Source organism: Segeticoccus rhizosphaerae, assembly GCF_009192725.1.
Lineage (GTDB): Bacteria > Actinomycetota > Actinomycetes > Actinomycetales > Dermatophilaceae > Segeticoccus > Segeticoccus rhizosphaerae.
In genome coordinates, this window is record NZ_VOHR01000038.1 from 1 (window position 1) to 19,514 (window position 19,514).

19 protein-coding genes and 1 pseudogene are annotated in these 19,514 nt (G+C 70.5%); 3 read left to right on the forward strand and 17 right to left on the reverse strand.

What is annotated here, in order from left to right; genetic code table 11:
• Positions 1–910: WD40/YVTN/BNR-like repeat-containing protein (locus tag FRW57_RS05285; RefSeq protein ID WP_152185487.1), on the forward strand; the 910-nt coding region annotated here is incomplete at its 5' end.
• 193 nt (positions 911–1,103) lie between these two features.
• Here the strand turns inward: FRW57_RS05285 and FRW57_RS05290 are convergent.
• The 5 genes from FRW57_RS05290 to rplS all read right to left on the reverse strand — a co-directional run bounded on the left by FRW57_RS05290 (position 1,104) and on the right by rplS (position 4,280).
• Positions 1,104–1,427: a DUF2469 domain-containing protein gene (locus FRW57_RS05290; protein WP_137121845.1), complete on the reverse strand. Its 324-nt coding sequence runs from the start codon at positions 1,425–1,427 to the stop codon at positions 1,104–1,106.
• The gene (locus FRW57_RS05295) at positions 1,424–2,263 is read right to left on the reverse strand and encodes a ribonuclease HII (protein ID WP_238384701.1); all 840 of its coding nucleotides are present in this window, start codon (positions 2,261–2,263) and stop codon (positions 1,424–1,426) included. Before FRW57_RS05295 ends, FRW57_RS05290 begins: the two co-directional genes overlap by 4 nt.
• Positions 2,260–3,117 (reverse strand): signal peptidase I, encoded by an 858-nt coding sequence (lepB, locus tag FRW57_RS05300; RefSeq protein ID WP_238384700.1) that lies wholly within the window; start codon positions 3,115–3,117, stop codon positions 2,260–2,262. Before lepB (FRW57_RS05300) ends, FRW57_RS05295 begins: the two co-directional genes overlap by 4 nt.
• A complete protein-coding gene (lepB, locus tag FRW57_RS05305) occupies positions 3,114–3,797 on the reverse strand; it encodes a signal peptidase I (protein ID WP_137121844.1) in 684 nt (227 codons plus the stop codon). Before lepB (FRW57_RS05305) ends, lepB (FRW57_RS05300) begins: the two co-directional genes overlap by 4 nt.
• Before the next feature lie 120 nt (positions 3,798–3,917).
• On the reverse strand, positions 3,918–4,280 hold the full coding sequence (gene rplS, locus FRW57_RS05310) for a 50S ribosomal protein L19 (RefSeq protein ID WP_137121843.1): 363 nt from the start codon (positions 4,278–4,280) through the stop codon (positions 3,918–3,920).
• Positions 4,281–4,535: 255 nt separating this feature from the next.
• Here rplS and FRW57_RS05315 point away from each other — a divergent pair, with 255 nt between their 5' ends.
• Positions 4,536–5,297 (forward strand): ABC transporter permease, encoded by a 762-nt coding sequence (locus FRW57_RS05315; RefSeq protein WP_137121842.1) that lies wholly within the window; start codon positions 4,536–4,538, stop codon positions 5,295–5,297.
• Here FRW57_RS05315 and trmD read toward each other — a convergent pair.
• From trmD to FRW57_RS05340, 5 genes and pseudogenes are all read right to left on the reverse strand, one after another.
• A complete protein-coding gene (gene trmD / locus FRW57_RS05320) occupies positions 5,294–6,490 on the reverse strand; it encodes a tRNA (guanosine(37)-N1)-methyltransferase TrmD (protein ID WP_152185488.1) in 1,197 nt (398 codons plus the stop codon). The genes FRW57_RS05315 and trmD overlap by 4 nt on opposite strands.
• A 5-nt stretch (positions 6,491–6,495) precedes the next feature.
• On the reverse strand, positions 6,496–7,002 hold the full coding sequence (gene rimM / locus FRW57_RS05325) for a ribosome maturation factor RimM (RefSeq protein ID WP_137121840.1): 507 nt from the start codon (positions 7,000–7,002) through the stop codon (positions 6,496–6,498).
• A gap of 144 nt (positions 7,003–7,146) precedes the next feature.
• On the reverse strand, positions 7,147–7,389 hold the full coding sequence (locus FRW57_RS05330; protein WP_137121839.1) for an RNA-binding protein: 243 nt from the start codon (positions 7,387–7,389) through the stop codon (positions 7,147–7,149).
• 227 nt (positions 7,390–7,616) lie between these two features.
• Positions 7,617–8,063: pseudogene (rpsP, locus tag FRW57_RS05335) on the reverse strand (30S ribosomal protein S16); the annotation flags it as partial.
• A 196-nt stretch (positions 8,064–8,259) separates the two neighbouring features.
• Positions 8,260–8,724: an RrF2 family transcriptional regulator gene (locus FRW57_RS05340; protein ID WP_137121838.1), complete on the reverse strand. Its 465-nt coding sequence runs from the start codon at positions 8,722–8,724 to the stop codon at positions 8,260–8,262.
• 174 nt (positions 8,725–8,898) lie between these two features.
• Between FRW57_RS05340 and FRW57_RS05345 the strand changes: the two genes are divergently transcribed.
• Complete coding sequence (locus tag FRW57_RS05345) at positions 8,899–9,828, forward strand: sulfite exporter TauE/SafE family protein (RefSeq protein WP_152185490.1); 930 nt, start codon at positions 8,899–8,901, stop codon at positions 9,826–9,828.
• Here the strand turns inward: FRW57_RS05345 and FRW57_RS05350 are convergent.
• From FRW57_RS05350 to ftsY, 7 genes are all read right to left on the reverse strand, one after another.
• A complete protein-coding gene (locus FRW57_RS05350) occupies positions 9,797–10,795 on the reverse strand; it encodes a GNAT family N-acetyltransferase (protein ID WP_152185491.1) in 999 nt (332 codons plus the stop codon). The genes FRW57_RS05345 and FRW57_RS05350 overlap by 32 nt on opposite strands.
• Entirely contained in the window at positions 10,782–11,870 is a 1,089-nt protein-coding gene (locus tag FRW57_RS05355) for an amidohydrolase family protein (RefSeq protein ID WP_137121835.1), read from the reverse strand. The genes FRW57_RS05350 and FRW57_RS05355 overlap by 14 nt, the downstream gene beginning before the upstream one ends.
• 376 nt (positions 11,871–12,246) lie before the next feature.
• On the reverse strand, positions 12,247–13,869 hold the full coding sequence (gene ffh, locus FRW57_RS05365) for a signal recognition particle protein (protein ID WP_137121833.1): 1,623 nt from the start codon (positions 13,867–13,869) through the stop codon (positions 12,247–12,249).
• Positions 13,870–13,974: 105 nt separating this feature from the next.
• The gene (locus tag FRW57_RS05370; protein ID WP_202911552.1) at positions 13,975–15,345 is read right to left on the reverse strand and encodes an ammonium transporter; all 1,371 of its coding nucleotides are present in this window, start codon (positions 15,343–15,345) and stop codon (positions 13,975–13,977) included.
• A 116-nt stretch (positions 15,346–15,461) separates the two neighbouring features.
• Entirely contained in the window at positions 15,462–17,114 is a 1,653-nt protein-coding gene (locus FRW57_RS05375) for a class I adenylate-forming enzyme family protein (RefSeq protein WP_152185492.1), read from the reverse strand.
• A gap of 27 nt (positions 17,115–17,141) precedes the next feature.
• The gene (fabF, locus tag FRW57_RS05380) at positions 17,142–18,413 is read right to left on the reverse strand and encodes a beta-ketoacyl-ACP synthase II (RefSeq protein ID WP_238999311.1); all 1,272 of its coding nucleotides are present in this window, start codon (positions 18,411–18,413) and stop codon (positions 17,142–17,144) included.
• 103 nt (positions 18,414–18,516) lie between these two features.
• A partial coding sequence (gene ftsY / locus FRW57_RS05385; RefSeq protein ID WP_152185493.1) for a signal recognition particle-docking protein FtsY occupies positions 18,517–19,514 on the reverse strand: 998 nt, incomplete at its 5' end.

Sequence of the window (19,514 nt, forward strand, 5' to 3'; positions counted from 1 at the left end):
AGACGTGCGCCGGGCGCGGGAGAGTGCTGGTGGACATCACGACCAGACAACCGACGGCGGTGCGACCTGGCAGGACGTCAGCCCCTCGGCCGCGGTCGGTCTGGCGCTACGCGACATCGAGGCGGCCGACGCGACCCACGCGGTGGCGCTGTCGATCGGGCCCGGCAGCGACTCACGCATCTACCGCACCACCGACGGCGGGCAGACCTGGAGCGAGACCTTCCGCAATGCCGACCCGGCCGCCTTCTACGACTGCATCGCCTTCAGCAAGGACGGCACCGCGCTGGCGATGAGCGACCCCGCCCACGGCTACTTGCAGATCGCGAGGTCCAGTGACGCCGGCCGCACCTGGCAGGTCATGGACACGAGCGGTATGCCGGCCGCCGGCACCAACGAGTTCGGGTTCGCCGCGTCGGGAACGTGTCTCGTCTCGGGTCCGGGCCACCGGTTCTGGTTCGCCACCGGCGGTGACCAGCCGCGGGTCTTCTCCACCACGGACGCGGGGCAGCGCTGGTCAGCCCGGCCGGTGCCGATCCGCTCGGGCGACACGGCCGGGGTCTACTCGATCGCCTTCCGCGACGCGCGGCACGGCGTGGTCGTCGGCGGCGACTTCCTCGACGAGACCAACGGGGCCGACGCCGCGGCCTGGACCGCCGATGGCGGCCGCACCTGGAAGTCGAGCAGCGAGCAGGTCGACGGCTACCGCTCCGGCGTGGACTTCCTGCCGCGCACGGCACGCGGTGTGGTGGCGGTGGGACCGACCGGCAGCGACGTCAGCCACGACGGCGGGCGCACCTGGGCCCACTTCGACAACGACCGCTACGACGGTGTCCAGTGCAGCCATGACGGCGCCTGCTGGGCCTCGGGCACCGACGGCCGGGTCGCCGTCCTGGAGCGCCCGCGGTCCTGACCTCCACCCGCCCCGCTGAGCGGCAGAGGGCGTCGAAAATCGCAATTCGCGCTGGAACTCCCTCCCGACATGCCTTACGACACGCCGGCATCGCGTCCGCTCACCCGAGTAGTGCCAGCGCGAGTTGCGACGCGTGGCGACGACGCGGGTGCCCAGCAGCGTCACGTGGCGACGACGCGGGTGTCCAGCAGCGTCACTCCGGGAAGGTGCCGTCCTTGGGGAACTCGAGGTCACTCTTGGCCAGCTCCTCGACGTTGACGTCCTTGAACGTCACGACGCGCACGTTCTTCACGAACCGCGCGGGCCGGTAGACGTCCCAGACCCAGGCGTCGCTCATGGTGACCTCGAAGTAGGTCTCGCCACCGTCGCCCCGGACCTTGACCTCGACCGAGTTGGCCAGGTAGAAACGCCGCTCGGTCTCGACGACGTGCGAGAACAGGCCGACGACGTCGCGGTACTCCCGGTAGAGCTGCAGCTCCATGTCGGTCTCGTACTTCTCGAGATCCTCGGCACTCATCCCGCGTCCATCTCCTGTTCCTGCGGCTCGACCACGATCATCGACGGGGCAACGAGCCCATCCTCGCCCATCAACGAGTCCGCGCCGAAGCCGGCGGCGAAGTGAGCGTCCAGCAGTGCCTCGTCGGTCTCGCCCCCACCGACCACCTCGCACCCGCGCAACCGCCAGGACCGTCGGTGGTGCTCGCACGGACCGTGCTCTGCGAGGGCAGCAAAGTGCTCGGGGGCCGAGTAGCCCTTGTTGCCGGCCCAGCCGTAGACGGAGATCTCCCGGGCCAGGTCGACCATCATGCCGTCGCGCTCCACCTTGGCGAGGACGCTCGCGGCGGCCACCGACGAGCATTTCATGTCCGCCTTGATCATCGTGCGCACCGGAGGCGTGAGGTATGCCGTGCCGTCACCGTCGGCGCCGTCCAGACCGAGCAGTCCCACCCGCGTCGGATCGGTCAGCCAGTCGTGGTTGCCGTCGAGGATGACCAGGTCCGGTATGACGTCCAGCTGGGTGAGCGCGCGGGTGCCGGCCAGGCGCAGTGCCGCCATGATGCCGATGGCGTCGATCTCACCCGGGCTCGCGTGGCCGACGGCGTAGGCCAGCGCCCACCGGCGGATCGCGGGGACGAGCCGCTCCCGGACGGGCGGGGACAACAGCTTGGAGTCCTTGACCCCGGAAGGGGCGGAGCGACAGGACTCGTCGATCACCACCACTCCGACCGAGACCGGGCCGGCGAGTGCTCCTCGACCGACCTCGTCCATGCCCGCGAGCACCCGGTGCCCGTCGCGCTGCAGCGCCCGCTCCACCCGGAGGCTGGGGCGCTTGGAGACGGGGCGCGGAGTCACTTCTGGGAGCCCTTGGGGTCCGGCACGTCGGCGAAGGTGTCGGAGTAGTCGGAGAGCCAGCTGATCCGGTCGAGGGGCCAGACGATCGACACGGCCCGGCCGACGATGAGGTCTTCCGGCACGGATCCGTCCTTGCCGCCACTGCCGTTGTCGTGGAAACGCGAGTCCCCCGAGTCGCTGCGGTGGTCGCCCATCACCCAGACCTTGCCGGGCGGCACGGTGATGTCGAACTTCTCGATGCTCGGTGGATCGCCTGCGTGGACGTAGGGCTCGTTGATCGCCGTGCCGTTGATCTTGAGCTTGCCCAGGTCGGTGCAGCACACGACGTGGTCGCCGGGCAGCCCGATGACGCGCTTGATCAGGTGGTTGCCTTCACCGGTGGGCACGATTCCGACGAACTCCAGCACGTCGTGGGCGACGGTGCCGAAGGGGCCGCGATCCGGCGGCGGGGTCTCGTCCAGCCAGTGGTCGGGGTCCTCGAAGACGACGACGTCGCCGCGCTTGAGGGCGAAGGGGCCGGGCGTCAGCTTGCTCACCACGACCCGGTCGCCGTAGATCAGCGTGCTCTCCATCGACCCGGAAGGGATCCAGAACGCCTGGAACAGGAAGGTCTTGACGATGAGCGACAGGACCAGGGCGGTGACGACGACGATCCCGATCTCGCGCAGCCCGTGCAGGATGCCGCTGCCCCGCCTCGGGGGGTCCTCGCGCGCAGTGGGCTGGGCCGGCTGCGGGTTCGACGTCCCGTCGTCCGGCGTCACGTCAGGGTGGCGGTCCGGCAGCTCGCTGTGGGAGGGCTGCTGGGCGCCGGTGTCTTCCGGCTCCGGGAGTTCGGGGCGACCGTGGTCGTTCACCGGCGCCGCTCCCGACTGCCCGGCGCCCGGTCGACCGACGCCGGTGTGGGTGCCGCCGCCGTGGCCGTCGTTGACGGCACCGCACCGAACTCGGAAGGTGGCCAGTAGCGCCAGATCGCCCGTCCGATGACGTCGCCGACCGGCACCATGCCGCCCCCTGGATCGCCCAGGTGGGCCCGGGAGTCACCGGAGTCGCTGCGGTGGTCGCCCATGACCCACAGTCTTCCCGGAGGCACACGCACGTCAAAGTGCAGGTCACTGGGCGCGTCGCCGGGCTCGACGTAGGGCTCGTCCAGCGGCCTGCCGTTGAGCCGCAGGCGCCCCTGGTCTGTGCAGCAGGAGACCTCGTCACCGCCGATGCCGATGACCCGCTTGACGTAGGCCGTGGCGCCGCCGAAGGCCTGCCCGTCGAAGACGACGACGTCGCCGCGCTCCACATGGGACGGAGCGACCTTGTCGACGATGATCCGATCGGAGGTCTTCAGCGTGGGCTCCATCGAGTCGGAGGGGATGGCATAGGTCTCGACCACGAACGTCCGGACGAGCACGAGAACGACCGCCACTGCCACCACGGCGACCAACCACCGTCGTATCCGCGACACCCGCACGTGCGGGACGTCGTCACCCGTGGACGTCGAGAGGTCAGGGCGGGCCGAGGCCGCCGGCGGTCCGGGTTCCATGAGATCCCGAGCGTATCCCTCGTGGGTGGACGCCCTCCGGAGCGACCCGGCCGCGCTGCACCGACCGCGCCGGAGGCCGAGCTGCCGACGTGCCGTCCTCGCAGGGTGGCGAGGGGTGGCTCAGCGAGACTTCTGCGGCGTCTCGCGCTTCTCCTTGATCTTGGCTGCCTTGCCCCGCAGGTCGCGCAGGTAGTAGAGCTTGGCGCGCCGCACGTCACCGCGGGTGACGACCTCGATCTTGTCGATGATCGGGGTGTGCAGCGGGAAGGTGCGCTCCACACCGATGCCGAAGCTCACCTTGCGCACGGTGAAGGTCTCGCCGACACCGCCGCCGTGGCGCCGGATGACGACGCCCTGGAAGACCTGCACACGCGAGCGCGTGCCCTCGATGACCTTCACGTGGACCTTGAGGGTGTCACCGGCCCGGAAGTCGGGGACGTCGGTGCGGAGACTCGCCTGGTCGATGGCGTCGAGCTTGTGCATGAGGGTGTCGCTTTCTCGTCGGTGCCACAGGCCACCCACGGGTCTTGTCGTGCTACGAGTGTGTCGTCGATCTGCTGGGGCCGCGTGCCGAGGCACTCCCCCTGTGGCAGGGGCCGCTTGGTCCAGCAGACGCAAGGAGTCATTCTGCCACGGAAGGCCACCAGCACCGAAATCCACACCCGCCATGAGCAACCTGCCCGGGCGCGGGCGTGCGGCGGGCGGTGCCGGACGTCATACGCGCACTACGGTTTGCCCGTGACCATCAACCCCGGCTGGTCCGTCGCGGCGGCGATGGTGACCCTCATGGTGATCACCGTGGCCGCCCACCTGGTCGCAGGTCTGCGACTGGAGCGGGCCGTCGTCGTCGCAGGCGTGCGAGCCACCCTGCAGCTCGGCGTCGCCGCCCTCCTGATCGCCTCGGTGATCAGCCACCTGGCGCTGTCCTGCCTGCTGGTGGTGGTGATGTTCACGATGGCCGTCCTCACGACCGCGCGGCGGGTGGAGGCCCGGCCGGCGGCCTGGGCCTGGACCGCCCTCGCGATGGCGTGCGGGATCGTGCCCGTGCTGGGTGTGCTGTTCGTGTCCGGTGCCGTCCCCGTGAAGGGCATCGCGCTGATCCCGATCGCCGGCATCATCATCGGCAACACGATGACGGCACACACTCTGGTGGGGCGTCGCGTGTTCGCTGCCCTGCGGGAGGAGCACGGGCAGTATGAGGCGTGCCTGTCGCTGGGGATGTCGCCGTCCCAGGGCATCGCCGAGATCATCCACCGGCGCACGCCCGAGGCCCTGTTGCCGGGGCTCGACCAGGTCCGGACGTCCGGCGTGGTCACCCTGCCGGGCGCCTTCATCGGCGTCATGCTCGGTGGCGGCACCCCGGCCCAGGCCGCGACGGCGCAGCTGCTGGTGCTCTTCGGCGTCATGGCCACCCAGACCGTCACGGCCGGAGTCGCGGACCGGTTCATCGGGGCGCGCCGCCTGTTGCCCGCCGACCTGGACCGGGCGCTGATCGACTAGCCAGCCGGCCTCGGACGCCGTTTGGTGAGGTCGACAGCGCCGGGGTAGCTCGGCTCGCCGGCCCGTCGCCGATAGCCCGCGCGCCGGTAGAACCGCTGGTTTCGGGTGTTCTGCGCGCCGGTGGTGAGCCACAGCGTGCGCACCGACCCGGGCGCGAGCCCCTCCGCGAACACGAGCAGCGCGCGGCCGAGGCCCCTGCCCTGCAGGTCCGGGGCCACCATGACCCTAGCGATCTGCCAGACGGTCTCGTCGCCCGGCGCGAGTCGGCCGCGGACCGACCCGACGAGCCGGCCGCCCGAGCGCACCACGAAGGTCTGCCACTCGCGCAGTCCGCGCGCGGCCTGGTCCATCGACTCGGTCACCGCGGGAATCTGCCCCGGTTCGGTGTCGACGGCCTCGGGCAACCAGCAGGCGCGCTGCAGGGTGACCAGCTCCCCGACGTCGGAAGGCTGGGCGGGGGTGACCTCGAGACCGTCGACGCCGAGCGACGCCGACACGTGCAGGAGGTCGGGCCGGCGCGCGGCGGTGCGTTCGAGCCGTTGCTGGTGGCGCCAGTCGGCAATCGCGCCGTGGTCGCCCGACAGCAACACGTCGGGCACCGAACGGCCGTGCCACTGCGGCGGCTTGGTGAAGACGGGGTACTCCAGCAGGCCGTCCTCGTGCGACTCCTCGACGAGTGACTCGGCATTGCCGATGACGCCGGGGACGAGCCGGGCGATCGCCTCCACCATGGCGAGGACGGCGACCTCCCCGCCGTTGACGACGTAGTCTCCGAGGGAGACCGTCGTGACGTCGAGCCCGAGGTCCTGCCCGGCATACTCGTAGACGCGCTCGTCGATGCCCTCGTAGCGGCCGCAGGCAAACGCCAGCCACGGCTCGTGCGCGAGCTCTCGCGCCATCGCCTGGGTGAAGGGCTTCCCGCCCGGCCCCGGCACCAACAGTCGTGGCCGGGCCGCGGGGCCCTCCTGCTCGACGAGGTGGTCGAGCGCCTCCCCCCAGGGCTCCGGACGCATGACCATGCCCGGGCCGCCGCCGTAGGGCGTTTCGTCGACGGTGCGGTGCCGGTCGTGGGTGAACGACCGCAGGTCGTGCACGTGCACGTCGAGCAAGCCCTGGCGCCGGGCCTTGCCGATGAGCGACAGGTCGAGTGGCGCCAGGTAGTCGGGGAAGATCGTGACGAGGTCCAGCCGCACGGCGGTCAGCCCTCGTCCAGGTCGAGCAGGCCCTCGGGGGGGTCGACGACGACCCGGCCGCCGTCGACGTCCACCTCGGGCACCAGCTGTGCGACGAAGGGGACCCGGGCGGTGCGTCCGTCGGCCAGCCGCAGGACCAGCAGGTCCTGGGCCGGCCGGCTCTCCAGGCCGGTCACCTCGCCGAGGCTGTGACCATGCACGTCGACCACGGCGAGGCCGACCAGGTCGTCCTCGTACCACGCGTCCTCGGCGTCGGCCTCCTCCGCTGCCAGCAGCCGCGTGCCGCGCAGGCCCTCGGCCCCGGTGCGGTCCGACGCCTCCTCGAAACCGAGCAGCAGGATCCCGTTGTGGTCGCGCACCGAACGCAGCGTGAGCGGCCCCGCCGACGCCGGCTCGGTCTCGAAGCGCGCGCCCACCACGAATCGCTCGTCGGGTGTGTCGGTGTGCACGCGCACGGTCACCTCACCCCGGAGTCCGTGCGCCTTGCCGATGCGTGCGACGACGACGGCCACGTGCCGCTCCTTCCGTGGTCCTCTTCCTGGTCCTCACCACACGACGCAGGGGTATGTCGGAACTCGCGGTCCCGACATACCCCTGTCGTGTGGTGCTGTGCTGCTCGGTTGCTCCGCTCCGCGGGCCGCGGCCCGGCTGACGTCCTACCGGGAGCGGTCCGTGTCGACGATGTCGACCCGCACCTGCTTGCCGCCGGCGAGGGCGCCGACCACGGTGCGCAGGGCACCGGCGGTGCGACCGGACCGACCGATCACGCGACCAAGGTCATCGGGGTGGACGCGCACCTCGAGCAGCTCACCGCGGCGCAGCTCCTTGTGCCGCACGACGACGTCCTCGTCGTGGTCGACGATGCCCTTGACGAGGTGCTCGAGCGCCTCCTCGAGCACGATCAGGCCTCGGACGCGTCGGCGTCGGTCGGCAGGGCCGGCTGCGCGTCGGCCTGGTCGGCGTCGGCGGGTGCGGTCGGCACCTCGGCACCGCTGGACTTCTCGTTGTCGTCAGCGGCCGTGGCCGGCGTGACATCGGCCTTGGCGCCCTCCTCCGAGAGGCCCTCGTGCGCGGTGACGGCCTGGTCCGACTCGGCCTGGCTGCCCGCCTTGTCCTCGGACGTGACGTCGTCGGCCTTCGCCTCGTCGGCCTTGGACTCATCGGCCTTGGACTCGTCAGCCTTGGCGGACTTCTTCTTCCTGGGCGTGGTGGCGCCGTCCTTGGGCTCGTCGGCCGCGGCCTTGCTCGCCGCGTCGAAGAGGGCCTTCTTGTCGGCCTTCGGCTCGGCCAGCTTGAGAGTGCCCTCGGCACCCGGCTCGCCCTTGAACTTCTGCCAGTCGCCGGTCACCTTGAGCAACGCGGCGACCTGCTCGGTCGGCTGCGCGCCGACACCGAGCCAGTACTGCGCGCGCTCGGAGTCGATCTCGATGAGAGACGGCTCCTGCGTCGGGTGGTACTTGCCGATCTCCTCGATGGCCCGGCCATCGCGCTTGGCCCGCGAGTCCATGACGACGACGCGGTAGTACGGTGCCCGGATCTTGCCGAGGCGCTTCAAACGAATCTTGACGGCCACGTGGGTGGTGTCTCCTGTTTCTGGAATCGGGTGAGCCCGTTGCGCGGTCCGCGTGGGGACACGGGACGCACAGGCTGCAGTTGACACGTCCTGGGGCGGAGAGAGGGGCCGCGACCGGACGGGTACGCCGGACATTCTGCCAGAACCCGCGACGGATACCGAACGCGCGCCCGCGCAGGCCCGGACCGGCAGGAGCTCAGCGGTTCTCCCAGGCGTCCGGCGCCGCCGCGAGCCGCGTGACGTGAGCCGGCAACCGACCGCTGCGCAGCTGCTCGATGGAGGTCTCGTCGAGGACCCTCCGCAGACTGGCTCGCACGGCCACCCACACCGTCGGCAGATGCTCGGCCACGCCGGTGTATGCCGTGTCCTGCGGCCGCAGGCCCCGCACCTCGGCCAGGGGTCCGTCCACCGCACGGAACACGTCGCCGACGGTGACCTGGGACGCATCCTTCGCGAGGCGGTACCCACCCCGCGGCCCCCGCTGGCTGGTGACCAGCCCGCTGCGGCGCAGGTCGGCGAGGATCGCCTCCAGGAACTTGCGGGGCAGCTGTTGCTGCTGCACCAGGGTCTCGACCGACACCGGCTCCCGGCCGCCGACGGTTGCCTCGGCGATGCCGAGCAGCGCCCGGACGGCGTAGTCGACCTTCGCTGAGATGTCCACGCGCCGATTGTGGCGCATGCCGCGTTGCCGTGCCTGCGAGCCGGGTTCCCGAGCGACAGCTGGACAACCTTTTCCTTTAATCCTATTATTCCTACGTGTTCAGAAGGTTATGACGAGAGAGGCGCCGGCCCGGTGCCTCCTCGGTGACACCGAATCAGAGATGTGGTGAAGGACATGCGCAGACTGATCCTGCTCGCCCTCGTGGGCCTGGGCGCGCAGCTCGTGGACGGCAGCCTGGGCATGGCCTACGGCGTCACCTCCACGACCCTGTTGCTCGCCATCGGCGCGAACCCGGCCGCCGCCTCGGCGACCGTCCACCTTGCGGAGATCGGCACCACCTTGGTGTCCGGGGCCTCCCACTGGCGGTTCGGCAACGTCGACTGGGGGGTCGTCCTGCGGATCGGCATCCCGGGTGCTGTCGGCGCGTTCGCCGGTGCGACCTTCCTGTCGAGGCTGTCCACCGAGGTCGCGGCCCCGCTGATGTCCGTCGTGCTCCTGGCCCTCGGGGTCTACGTGCTCACTCGCTTCACCGTCAAGGGGCTGCCACAGGACAAGTTGGACAAGCCGCTGCGCAAGCGATTCCTCGGGCCGCTCGGCCTCGTCGCCGGCTTCGTCGACTCCACCGGCGGCGGAGGCTGGGGGCCGGTCGGCACGCCGGCGATCCTGGCCAGCGGCCGCCTCGAGCCGCGCAAGGTCATCGGGTCCATCGACACCAGCGAGTTCCTCGTCTCGGTCGCCGCGAGTCTCGGTTTCCTGTTCGCCCTCGGGTCGCAGGGCATCGACGTCGTCTGGGTCGTCGCACTCCTGGCCGGTGGCGTCGTGGCCGCCCCCATCGCCGCCTGGCTGGTGCGCCACCTGCCGCCGCGCATCCTCGGCTCGCTCGTCGGAGGCCTGATCGTCGTGACCAACGCACGCACGCTGCTGCGCAGCGACTGGGTCGACGCGGGTGACGTCACCCGCTACGCGGTGTATGCCGTCCTCTACCTGCTGTGGGCCGCGGCCGTCGCCATCTCCGTGCGTGCCCACCGGCGCACGGTGCGTCTCGATTCAGCCGACGTCCACGGGTCGGGGATCAACCGGCCGGACGAGCTCGGAGCGCGGTGACACGCCGGACCTCCAGGGCCGCACGCACCACCTCCCGGTCGGGGACGGGGCTCGAAGTGTCGACGCTCAGGACCTCGCCCCATGGCCGTGTCCGCGCCGAACCATCCGTCTCCCCTGCCCTACACCAGATCTCGAGGACCGCTGCCGGGTCGAGCCCGACGCCGGCCAGCACTTCGCGCAGCTCCTCGTTGTCGTCCGGCGACAGGTCGGCCTCGACGACCGCGCCCACGGGTGACTCCGCCAGCAGCCGGTAGAGGGTCGTCTGGTCGTTGACCACGTCCTGGGAGAAGAGCGGGAGGGCCAGCTCCCGGGCCAGTCGGCGGGCGAACCCGGTCCTGCCCGGGCCGGGCTCCCCGCCCACCAGGCAGGCCAAGCGATGCGGCTCCTGCGCCGGGAAGGCGGGAGCAGGCCACTCCTCTGCCGTCAACGCGTAGCGGTCGTGGTCTCGCCACTGCTCCCGCCCGGCCACGTCCGCCATCCACATCATCCGCGGCGTGAAGCCCTCGTACCGAAACCCCAACCCACGTAGTAGACCCGCCGAGGTGACATTGCCGGGTTGGACGTTGGCCTCGACCCGGTGCAGCCCCATCCCCTCCGGCTCGGCGGCGAACGCCACCCCGATCACGAGGCTGATCCCTTCGGAGAAGAGGCCACGACCGGCATACGGGTCGTAGGCGTCGTAGCCCAACGCCGCAGACCTGAACCGCCCGTGGACGACGCCCGTGACGTTGACCTTGCCGACCACGTCGTGGTCGCCCTCGGGATGGTGCGCGCGGACGAGAAAAGTGCGGTGAGAGCGCGACTGGGCCGCCAAGTGGCCCCGGATGTCGTCGGGATTCACCGGGTTCCACCGGGCGATCCGGCGCCGTGACTGCTCCACCGCGCGACGGTAGGGCGCGACGTCGGCCGGGGCGATGGTGTGCACGCGGACCTGTTCGCCGTCGGCGTGCAGGTCAGGGGGCAACATGGCCTCGCAACACGATCAGCTCCGGGTCCGCGAGCACGGCGATGTCGTCGCGGGGATCGGTACCGTAGACGACGAAGTCGGCGCTCTCCCCCTCCTCGAGGCCGGGTCTGCGCAGCCAGCGGCGCGCGCCCCAGCAGGCGGCATCGAGGGCCTGCGCCGTGCTGAAGCCGGCGCGGGTCAGCTCGAGCGCCTCCTGGGCGACCAACCCGTGCGGCAGCGATCCACCCGCGTCAGTGCCGACGAAGATCGGGATGCCGGCCTCGTGCGCCTTGGCAACCGTGTCGTGGCGGCGCGCGTGCAGGTCTCGCATGTGCGCGGCATACGTGGGGAACTTGCCCTCGGCGGATCGGGCGATGGACTCGAAGGTCGCGATGTTGACCAGGGTGGGCACGATGGCGATGCCCTGGGCCGCGAACGCTCCGATCGTGTCGTCCTGCAGTCCGGTCGCGTGCTCGATGCAGTCGGTGCCGGCGGCCGCGAAGTCGTGCAGCGACTCCTCGCCGAAGCAGTGCGCCGTGACGCGGGCGCCCTCCTCGTGGGCGGCGGCGATCGCGGCCGCGAGGGCTTCGCGTGGCCAGCAGGGACTGAGGTCACCGGTGTCCCGGTCGATCCAGTCGCCGACCAGCTTCACCCAACCGTCTCCCGCCCGCGCCTCCTGGCGGACGTAAGCGACCAGGTCCTCCGGCTCGATCTCCCACCCGAAGTTGCGGATGTAGCGTCGGGTCCGGGCGATGTGGCGGCCCGCGCGGATGATCCGGGGCAGGTCCTCCCGATCGTCGATCCAGCGGGTGTCGGCGGGAGATCCTGCGTCGCGGATGAGCAGCGTGCCGGCCTCCCGATCGGCCACGGCCTGCTTCTCGCTGGTGGAGTCGTCCACCGCGCCGTGGGCGTCGAGACCGACGTGGCAGTGGGCGTCGACGAGCCCGGGTAGCACCCAGCCGTGGACGGTCTGCACCTTCGCCCCGGCCGACGGCGGCGTGAAGGAGACGGTGCCGTCCACCACCCAGATCTCGTCACGCACCTCCTCGGGCCCGACCAGGATCTTCCCCTTGACGTGCACAGTGCCTGAGGTCATGAACGCGACCCTACCGAGCCGGCGCCGACCCGGGAGGGCGGCGCGACCGTCGACGTGCGCGGGTCAGCGCTTCGGCTTGTTGTCGCGTGCGCTCACCAGCACTCCACCGGCCACGGCGAGCGCGATGCCGAGGGCGATGCCCACGCCGATGTTGTCGAGGAAGATCACGCCGATCACGAGGCCCACCAACAGGCCGACCAGGGCTCCGCGCGTTACGGTCGTGCTGGATTTGCGAGGATCAGGCCCTCGTTGCGGAGCCTCCATATCCCTCACCGTAACGCCGGAGGCGCCGGGCCGCTCGACATCGCCGAAGGGCGACCGACGTGGCAGGCCTGCCCGGCCCCGGTCAGGGCGAGTCGACGGGGCGTGCTCCGGGCTACTTGCCGAGGAACTTCTCGAACCCCTTGGGGAGCTGGAGGTTCGTCGGGTCCATGGACTCGTCGTTCGGTTCGGCGCTCCCACCGTCCCCACCGACATCACCGAAGGCGGACCCCATCGCCGCGGCGCGAGCCTGCTCCTCCTTCTGCTCGAGGGCCTTCTCCTCGGCCGCACGCTTGGCAGGGTTGCCGCTCTTGCCCTTCTTGCGCTTGACCTGCTTGCCCTTCTTCCCACCGCCCAGGCTCGGCATCCCGGGCACGCCCGGCATGCCACCGCCGCGGCGGAGCTGGCGCATCATCTTCTGCGCCTCGCCGAAGCGTTCGAGCAGCTGGTTGACCTGGGAGACCGTCACACCGGATCCCTTGGCGATGCGCGCCCGGCGGGACCCGTTGATCTGCTTGGGGTGGGTCCGCTCGAACGGCGTCATCGACTGCACCATCGCCTCGACCCGGTCGAACTCTCGCTCGTCGAGGTTGGCGAGCTGGTCCTTCATCCCGGCCATGCCCGGCATCATGCCGAGCATCGACTTGAGCGATCCCATCTTCTTGATGGCCGACATCTGCTGCAGGAAGTCGTCGAAGGTGAAGTCCTCCTCCGCCATGAACTTCCGCGTCATCTCGGCGGCCTGGGCGCGGTCGAACGCCTTCTCGGCCTGCTCGATCAGGGTGAGCACGTCGCCCATGTCGAGGATCCGAGACGCCATCCGATCGGGGTGGAAGACCTCGATGTCCTTGACCTGCTCACCGGTCGAGGCGAACATGATCGGCCGTCCGGTGACGGTGGCCACGGACAACGCGGCACCACCGCGCGCGTCACCGTCCAGCTTGGACAGCACGACGCCGGAGAAGCCCACCCCGCGCTGGAACGCCTCGGCCGTCTCGACGGCCGCCTGGCCGATCATCGCGTCGATGACGAAGAGGACCTCGTCGGCCTTCGTCTCGATCTTGATGTCGTGCGCCTGCTGCATGAGCTCGACGTCGACTGCGAGCCGACCGGCGGTGTCGATGATGACCACGTCGTGCTGCTGCTTGCGGGCGTGCTCGACGCCGTCGAGCGCGACGTCGACCGGGTCGCCGAAGGAGCGGGTGCCCTCACCGCTCTCGAGCGCCGCGTCGTGGCCACCGACGTTGCCGCGCTCGGGCGCGAACACCGGCACGCCGGCGCGCTGGCCCACGACCTCGAGCTGGGTGACGGCGTTGGGCCGCTGGAGGTCGGCCGCGACGAGGATGGGGGTGTGGCCCTGGTCGGCCAGCCACTTGCCCAGCTTGCCGGCGAACGTCGTCTTACCGGAACCCTGCAGCCCCGCCAGCATGATCACCGTCGGCGGGGTCTTGGCGAACTCGATGCGCCGGGTCTCGCCACCGAGGATGCCCACCAGCTCGTCGTTGACGATCTTGACGACCTGCTGGGCCGGGTTGAGCGCCTCGCTGACCTCGGCCCCCAGCGCCCGTTCGCGGACCCCTCTGGTGAACTCCTTGACGACCGGCACCGCCACGTCGGCGTCGAGCAGGGCGAGGCGGATGTCGCGCACCGTCGCATTGACGTCGGACTCGGAGAGTCGGCCCTTGCGCTTGAGGTTCTTGAAGGTGACGGTCAGTCGGTCAGACAGGCTGGTGAACACGTGCCCAAGGTTAACGGTCCGGCGGGGATGCTCAGGCCTCCGCCTGCGCGCGCTTCCACACGCGGAACCCCCGCTCGGTGTCGCCGTGTCGCCAGGTTCACGCCCCTACGACGCCACGCCTTCGCCCACCCGTTCGTATGCCGGCTCGTCCACCTGCTCGTGTGCCGGAGCCGGCACCGGGGCAGGCTGCTCCGGCAGCGATGCCTCCCACGCGGCACCCGCCAGCCTGGCCAGGTCGTAGGCGGCCTCACCGTGCTGGTCGCGGTCGGCCCCGGCCAACTCGGCCTCAGGGCCGATTCGGAGACCGAGCGTGCGGTGCAGGACCGTCCCGATGGCATAGGTCGCCGTGAAGGAGAAGGCCACCACGGCGAGCGCCGCAACCGCCTGCCGTGCCAGCTGAGCCGGGCCACCGCCGTACAGGAGGCCGTCGACCCCGGCCGGCGCCGCGGAGGACGCCAGGAAACCGATGCCCACGGTGCCCACGAGGCCACCGACGAGGTGTACGCCGACGACGTCGAGGCTGTCATCGACTCCGAGCCGGTGCTTGAGGCCGACCGCCGCCGCGCACACGGCGCCCGCGACCAGACCGAGACCGATCGCGCCAACGGGCGTGACGGAGTTCGCGGCCGGCGTGATTGCGACCAGCCCTGCGACGACGCCCGAGGCCGCTCCCAAAGACGAGCCGCGGCCGTCCCGCAGCCCTTCGGTCACCAGCCACCCGAGCAGACCGGCCCCGGTGGCCGCGATCGTGTTGACGAAGGCCAGAGCCGCGACCCCGTTGGCGCCGAGCGCCGATCCCGCGTTGAAGCCGAACCACCCGAACCACAGCAGACCCGTGCCGAGCATCACCATGGTGAGGTTGTGTGGCCGGATCGTCCTGCGGCCGAGATCGATCCGCCGCCCCAGCACCAACGCGAGCGCGAGTCCTGCGGCACCCGCGTTGATGTGGACAGCGGTGCCGCCGGCGAAGTCGATCGCATGCAGCTGGTTGGCGATCCAGCCGCCGCGGTCGGCGGCCAGCCCGTCGAAGGCGAAGACCCAGTGCGCCACCGGGAAGTAGACGACGGTCGCCCAGACGACCGTGAACACCAGCCACGTCACGAACTTCGCCCGCTCCGCGATCGCGCCGCTGATCAGCGCCACCGTGATCACGGCGAAGACGGCCTGGAAGGCGACGAACGCCAACGTCGGAATCGTCCCGACCACACTGTCGGCAGCCATCAGGCCGGACAGCCCGAAGTGCGCGAAGGGGTTGCCGACCAACCCGTGCCACGACTCACCGAAGGCCTCGCTGTAACCCCAGAGCACCCACGCGACACCGACAGTCGCCATCGCGCCGAAGCTCATCATCATCATCGCCAGGACGCTCTTGGCGCGCACCATGCCGCCGTAGAACAGGGCCAGGCCCGGGGTCATGAGCAGCACCATCGCGGCGCTGGTCAGGACCCACGCGGTGTCACCGCTGCTGATTTCCATGCCGCACAGCATCGAGGAGGCGTGTTACCGCTGCGGTCCTCCCGCGTTACGACCGTGTCAGAAATGAACCCGCTGTGTGAACACCAGGTTTCGGGGCAGCCCTTCGGCGCCTTGGCTCAAGGCTTCTGGAAGAGTCCCTCGGCGTCATCCTTGGGTGCCTGCTCGCGCAGCACGAAGCGCATCTTCTTGCCGGTCGGCGTCATCGGGAGCTCCTCCACGAACCGGTAGGCGCGGGGGCGCTTGAACTGGGCCAGCAGCGGGTGGGCCCGGCAGAACCGGTCGAGGTCCTGGACGCTCGCGACCCGGTCGGCGCACACGACATACGCCACCACCCGCTCGCCCCACTGCTCGTCGGGCATCCCCACGACGATCGAGTCCTGCACCGCCGGACAGGAATTGAGTGCCTCCTCGACCTGCATGGGGTAGACGTTCTCGCCGCCGGACAGGATCATGTCGTCCTTGCGGCCGACGATGGTGACGTATTCCTGGGCGTCCCAGACCGCGAGGTCGCCGATGTAGAGCCAGCCGGCGCGGAACCGCCCCTTCTGGTCCTCGCCCTGGTCGACGTAGGACTGGCCGGCCTTCATCGACCGCACGATGACCTCGCCGACCTCGGTCCCGTCCTTGGCCGCGAGGTCGTCCGGTGCTGTCAGGCGATCGGGATAGACCTTGACGACCGCAACGTCGTCGTCCGTGCAGGCCCGTCCTGCGCTGCCCGCGTGCTCCGGAAGGTCGCTCGGGCGCAGGAAGGTGTTCCAGAAGGCCTCGGTCGTGCCGTAGCCGTTGAAGATGTCGGGCGTGAGGACCTCCTGGTAGCGCAGGCAGGCCGCCCGCTCGAGGGGCGCGCCCATGGTCACGATGCCCCTCAGTGTGCCCAGATCGCGGGGTCGCACCTCCTGCTCGTCCGAGAGCAGCGCGAGGTTGGTCGGCGCCCCGATCAGGAAGCTCAGCCCACGGTCGGCCACCAGATCGAGCACCGTCGCAGCGTCGAAGTGGCGCAAGGCCACCGACTCGGCGCCGACGTAGAAGACCGGGCTCGGCCCGCCCGAGTAGAGCCCGCCCCGATGGAACCACGGCGTCATGTTGAGGGTCTTGTCCTCGGGGGTCAGCGGGAAGTGCATGATGACGTCGTGGGCCGTGAGGATCTCCACGGCGGCGTTGAGCGACACTCCTTTCGGCTGGCCGGTCGTGCCCGATGTGTAGAGGCGCGTCGTCTCGTCGTAGGCGGTGGCGTGCGGCCATGCCGGTGCGTCACGACGGTGGTCGGCCAGTTCGGCGAACGATGTCGCCGCCGGACCGGTCGCGCCGGTCTTCTCCGGGTCGACCACGATGACGCGATCCGGACGGTGCTCGGCGATATCGAGCGCGCCCCACGCCGTGTCGACCAGCGCGGCGTCGAAGAAGTAGACGGCGGGCGTGCTGTCGTCGAGGACGTGGGCGGTCTCCCCCGGTGAGAGCCGGAAGTTGATCGGACAGGCGATCGCGCCCATCCGCTGGGCCGCCAGCCACAACAAGGCGAACTCCGGGGTGTTGAACAGCTGGAAGACGATGACCTCCCTGGGCCTCACCCCAGTGGCCACCAACCCCGCCGCCAACGCGTCGACCTCGCCGCCGAGCTCGGCATAGGTCCACCGGCGGTCGGTGACCGCGTCGGACAGGGCCGGCCGGTCGGCATACCGGTGCACATTCCGGCTGAACCCGGTGAGGTAGGTGAAGTGGCGTTCAAAGGTCGCACGGAATGCCCTTGACTCATAACGGTAGCCGGACAAACCACACCTCCTTCTTCCCCGAGTTGCCTATTCGAGCCGTCTGGCCGGGGCGCCAGGGCCAGGGGCTCGAAGCACGATGACGCAGTTCTGGCCCCCGAAGCCGAACGCGTTGGCGACGGCCGTGTCCACGCGGAGCTCCCGCGCACGGCCGGGCACGTAGTCGAGGTCGCATTCCGGGTCGGGCGTCTCGAGGTTGACGGTGGGCGGTACCTGGCCGTCCCGGATGGCCAGCGCGCACACCATCGCGGAAAGCGACCCGGCCGCACCGATGAGGTGCCCCACCATCGACTTCGGCGAGCTCACCGCAACCTGGTCGGCCGCCGAACCCAGGGCCGATCTGATGGCTGCGGTCTCGGTGCGGTCGTTGGCGCGGGTGGAGGTGCCGTGGGCGCAGATGTAGTCGATCTCCTGCGGCCCCACCCCGGTCCGCTGCAGGGCTTGTCGGATCGCCTCTCCCGCATACGTTCCCGACGGCTCGGGGGCACTGACGTGGAAGGCATCCGATGTCAGCGCCCCTCCGAGCAGCTGGGCGTATGCCGTCGCGCCCCGCTCGCGCGCGTGCGTGGCCGACTCCAGCACCACGACCACGGCCCCTTCGGCGAACACGAAGCCGTCCCGGTCGGCGTCGAAGGGACGGCTCGCGAGCTGGGGCTCGTCGTTGAGTCGGGACAGGGCGCCCATCGTGGTCAGCCCCTCGAACATCACCTCGGTGATCGCGGCATCGGTGCCACCGCAGACCACGACATCGGCCTCGCCCGACAGGATCAACCGCCTCGCCTCGAGCAACGCGTAGCTGCCGCTGGCGCACGCGAGGGCGCTCGCGGTGACGGGCCCGTGCACGCCGAGATCGATGGCGACCTCGCACGCGGGCATGTTCGGGATCACCGACGACACGAAGTAGGGACTCACCCGGCGGCTGGTGCGGCCGTGCGGGTCGTCCAGGGTGCGGGCCGCCCTCTCGACCTCGCCCATCGCCCCCACAGCGGTGTTGACCACGACGCCGATGCGTGACCGGTCCTCTCCCTCGAGGTCCAGGGCTGCGTCGGCCACCGCCTCACGAGCGGCGGCAACGGCGAACTGGCTCACGCGAGCGGTCCGGCGCAGCCGCTTGGTGTCGAGGACCTCTGATGGGTCGAAATCCTTGACCTCACCCGCGATCCGGGTCGAGAGCCGGGACGCGTCGAACGAGCTGATCGGCCCGATGCCCGACTTGCCGGCGAGCAGGGCCGACCACGTGTTCGGCACGTCCCTGCCCACGGGAGTGATCGCACCGAGCCCCGTGACCAGGACCTGCTCCACCAATCGTCACCACCTCACCGTGAGTGCTCGCCAGCCTAGCCCCCCGCCCGCCCCTGCTGCCAAAGGACGGCGACCTGACCGGCGCGCCCACGCCGCGCGCGGGTCAGGAGATCAGGGCGTCGACGAAGGCCTCGGGGTCGAACGGCGCGAGGTCATCGGGTCCCTCACCGAGACCGACGAGCTTGACCGGCACGCCCAACCGGCGCTGCACGGCCACGACGATGCCGCCCTTGGCGGTGCCGTCCAGCTTGGTCAGGACGATACCGGTCACGGCCACGACCTCGCTGAAGACCTCGGCCTGACGCATGCCGTTCTGTCCGGTCGTGGCGTCGAGGACGAGGAGCACCTCGTCGATGGGGCTCTGCTTCTCGACGACGCGCTTGACCTTGCCGAGCTCGTCCATCAGCCCGACCTTGTTGTGCAACCGACCCGCGGTGTCGATGAGGACCACGTCGGCCTCGAGCTCGACCGCACCCTTGACCGCATCGAACGCCACGGCGGCTGGATCCGCACCGTCCTTGTGGGACCGCACGGTCGGCACGCCGACCCGCTCCCCCCATGTCTGGAGCTGATCGGCCGCCGCAGCACGGAACGTGTCAGCCGCACCGAGGATGACGTCCTTGTCCTCGGCGACGAGCACTCGCGCGAGCTTGCCGACGGTCGTTGTCTTTCCGGTGCCGTTGACGCCGACGACGAGGACCACCGCCGGCCGGCCACCGACCCGCGACGACGCCACCGACCGGTCCATGCCCGGGTCGACGAGCCGCAACAGGTCCTCGCGGAGCCAGGCGCGCACAGTCGCCTCGTCCTGCACCCCCTCGACCTTCACGCGGGTCCGCAGCGCGTCCACCAGCTCGGTGGCGGCCTCGACGCCGAGGTCAGAGGCCAGCAGGGTGTCCTCCACCTCCTCCCAGGCCTCCTCGTCCAGCCCACCCCTGGACAACAGCGCCAACAGGCTTTGGCCGAAGGCGGTGTTGGACCGGGCGAGTCGGGCGCGCAGCCGCTGCAGCCGGCCTCGCGCCGGAGCCGGCGTCTCGACGACCGCCTCGGCTGGTTCCTCCACCTCGGGGGCGGTCGTCGAGACGCCGGCTCCGGCGCGAG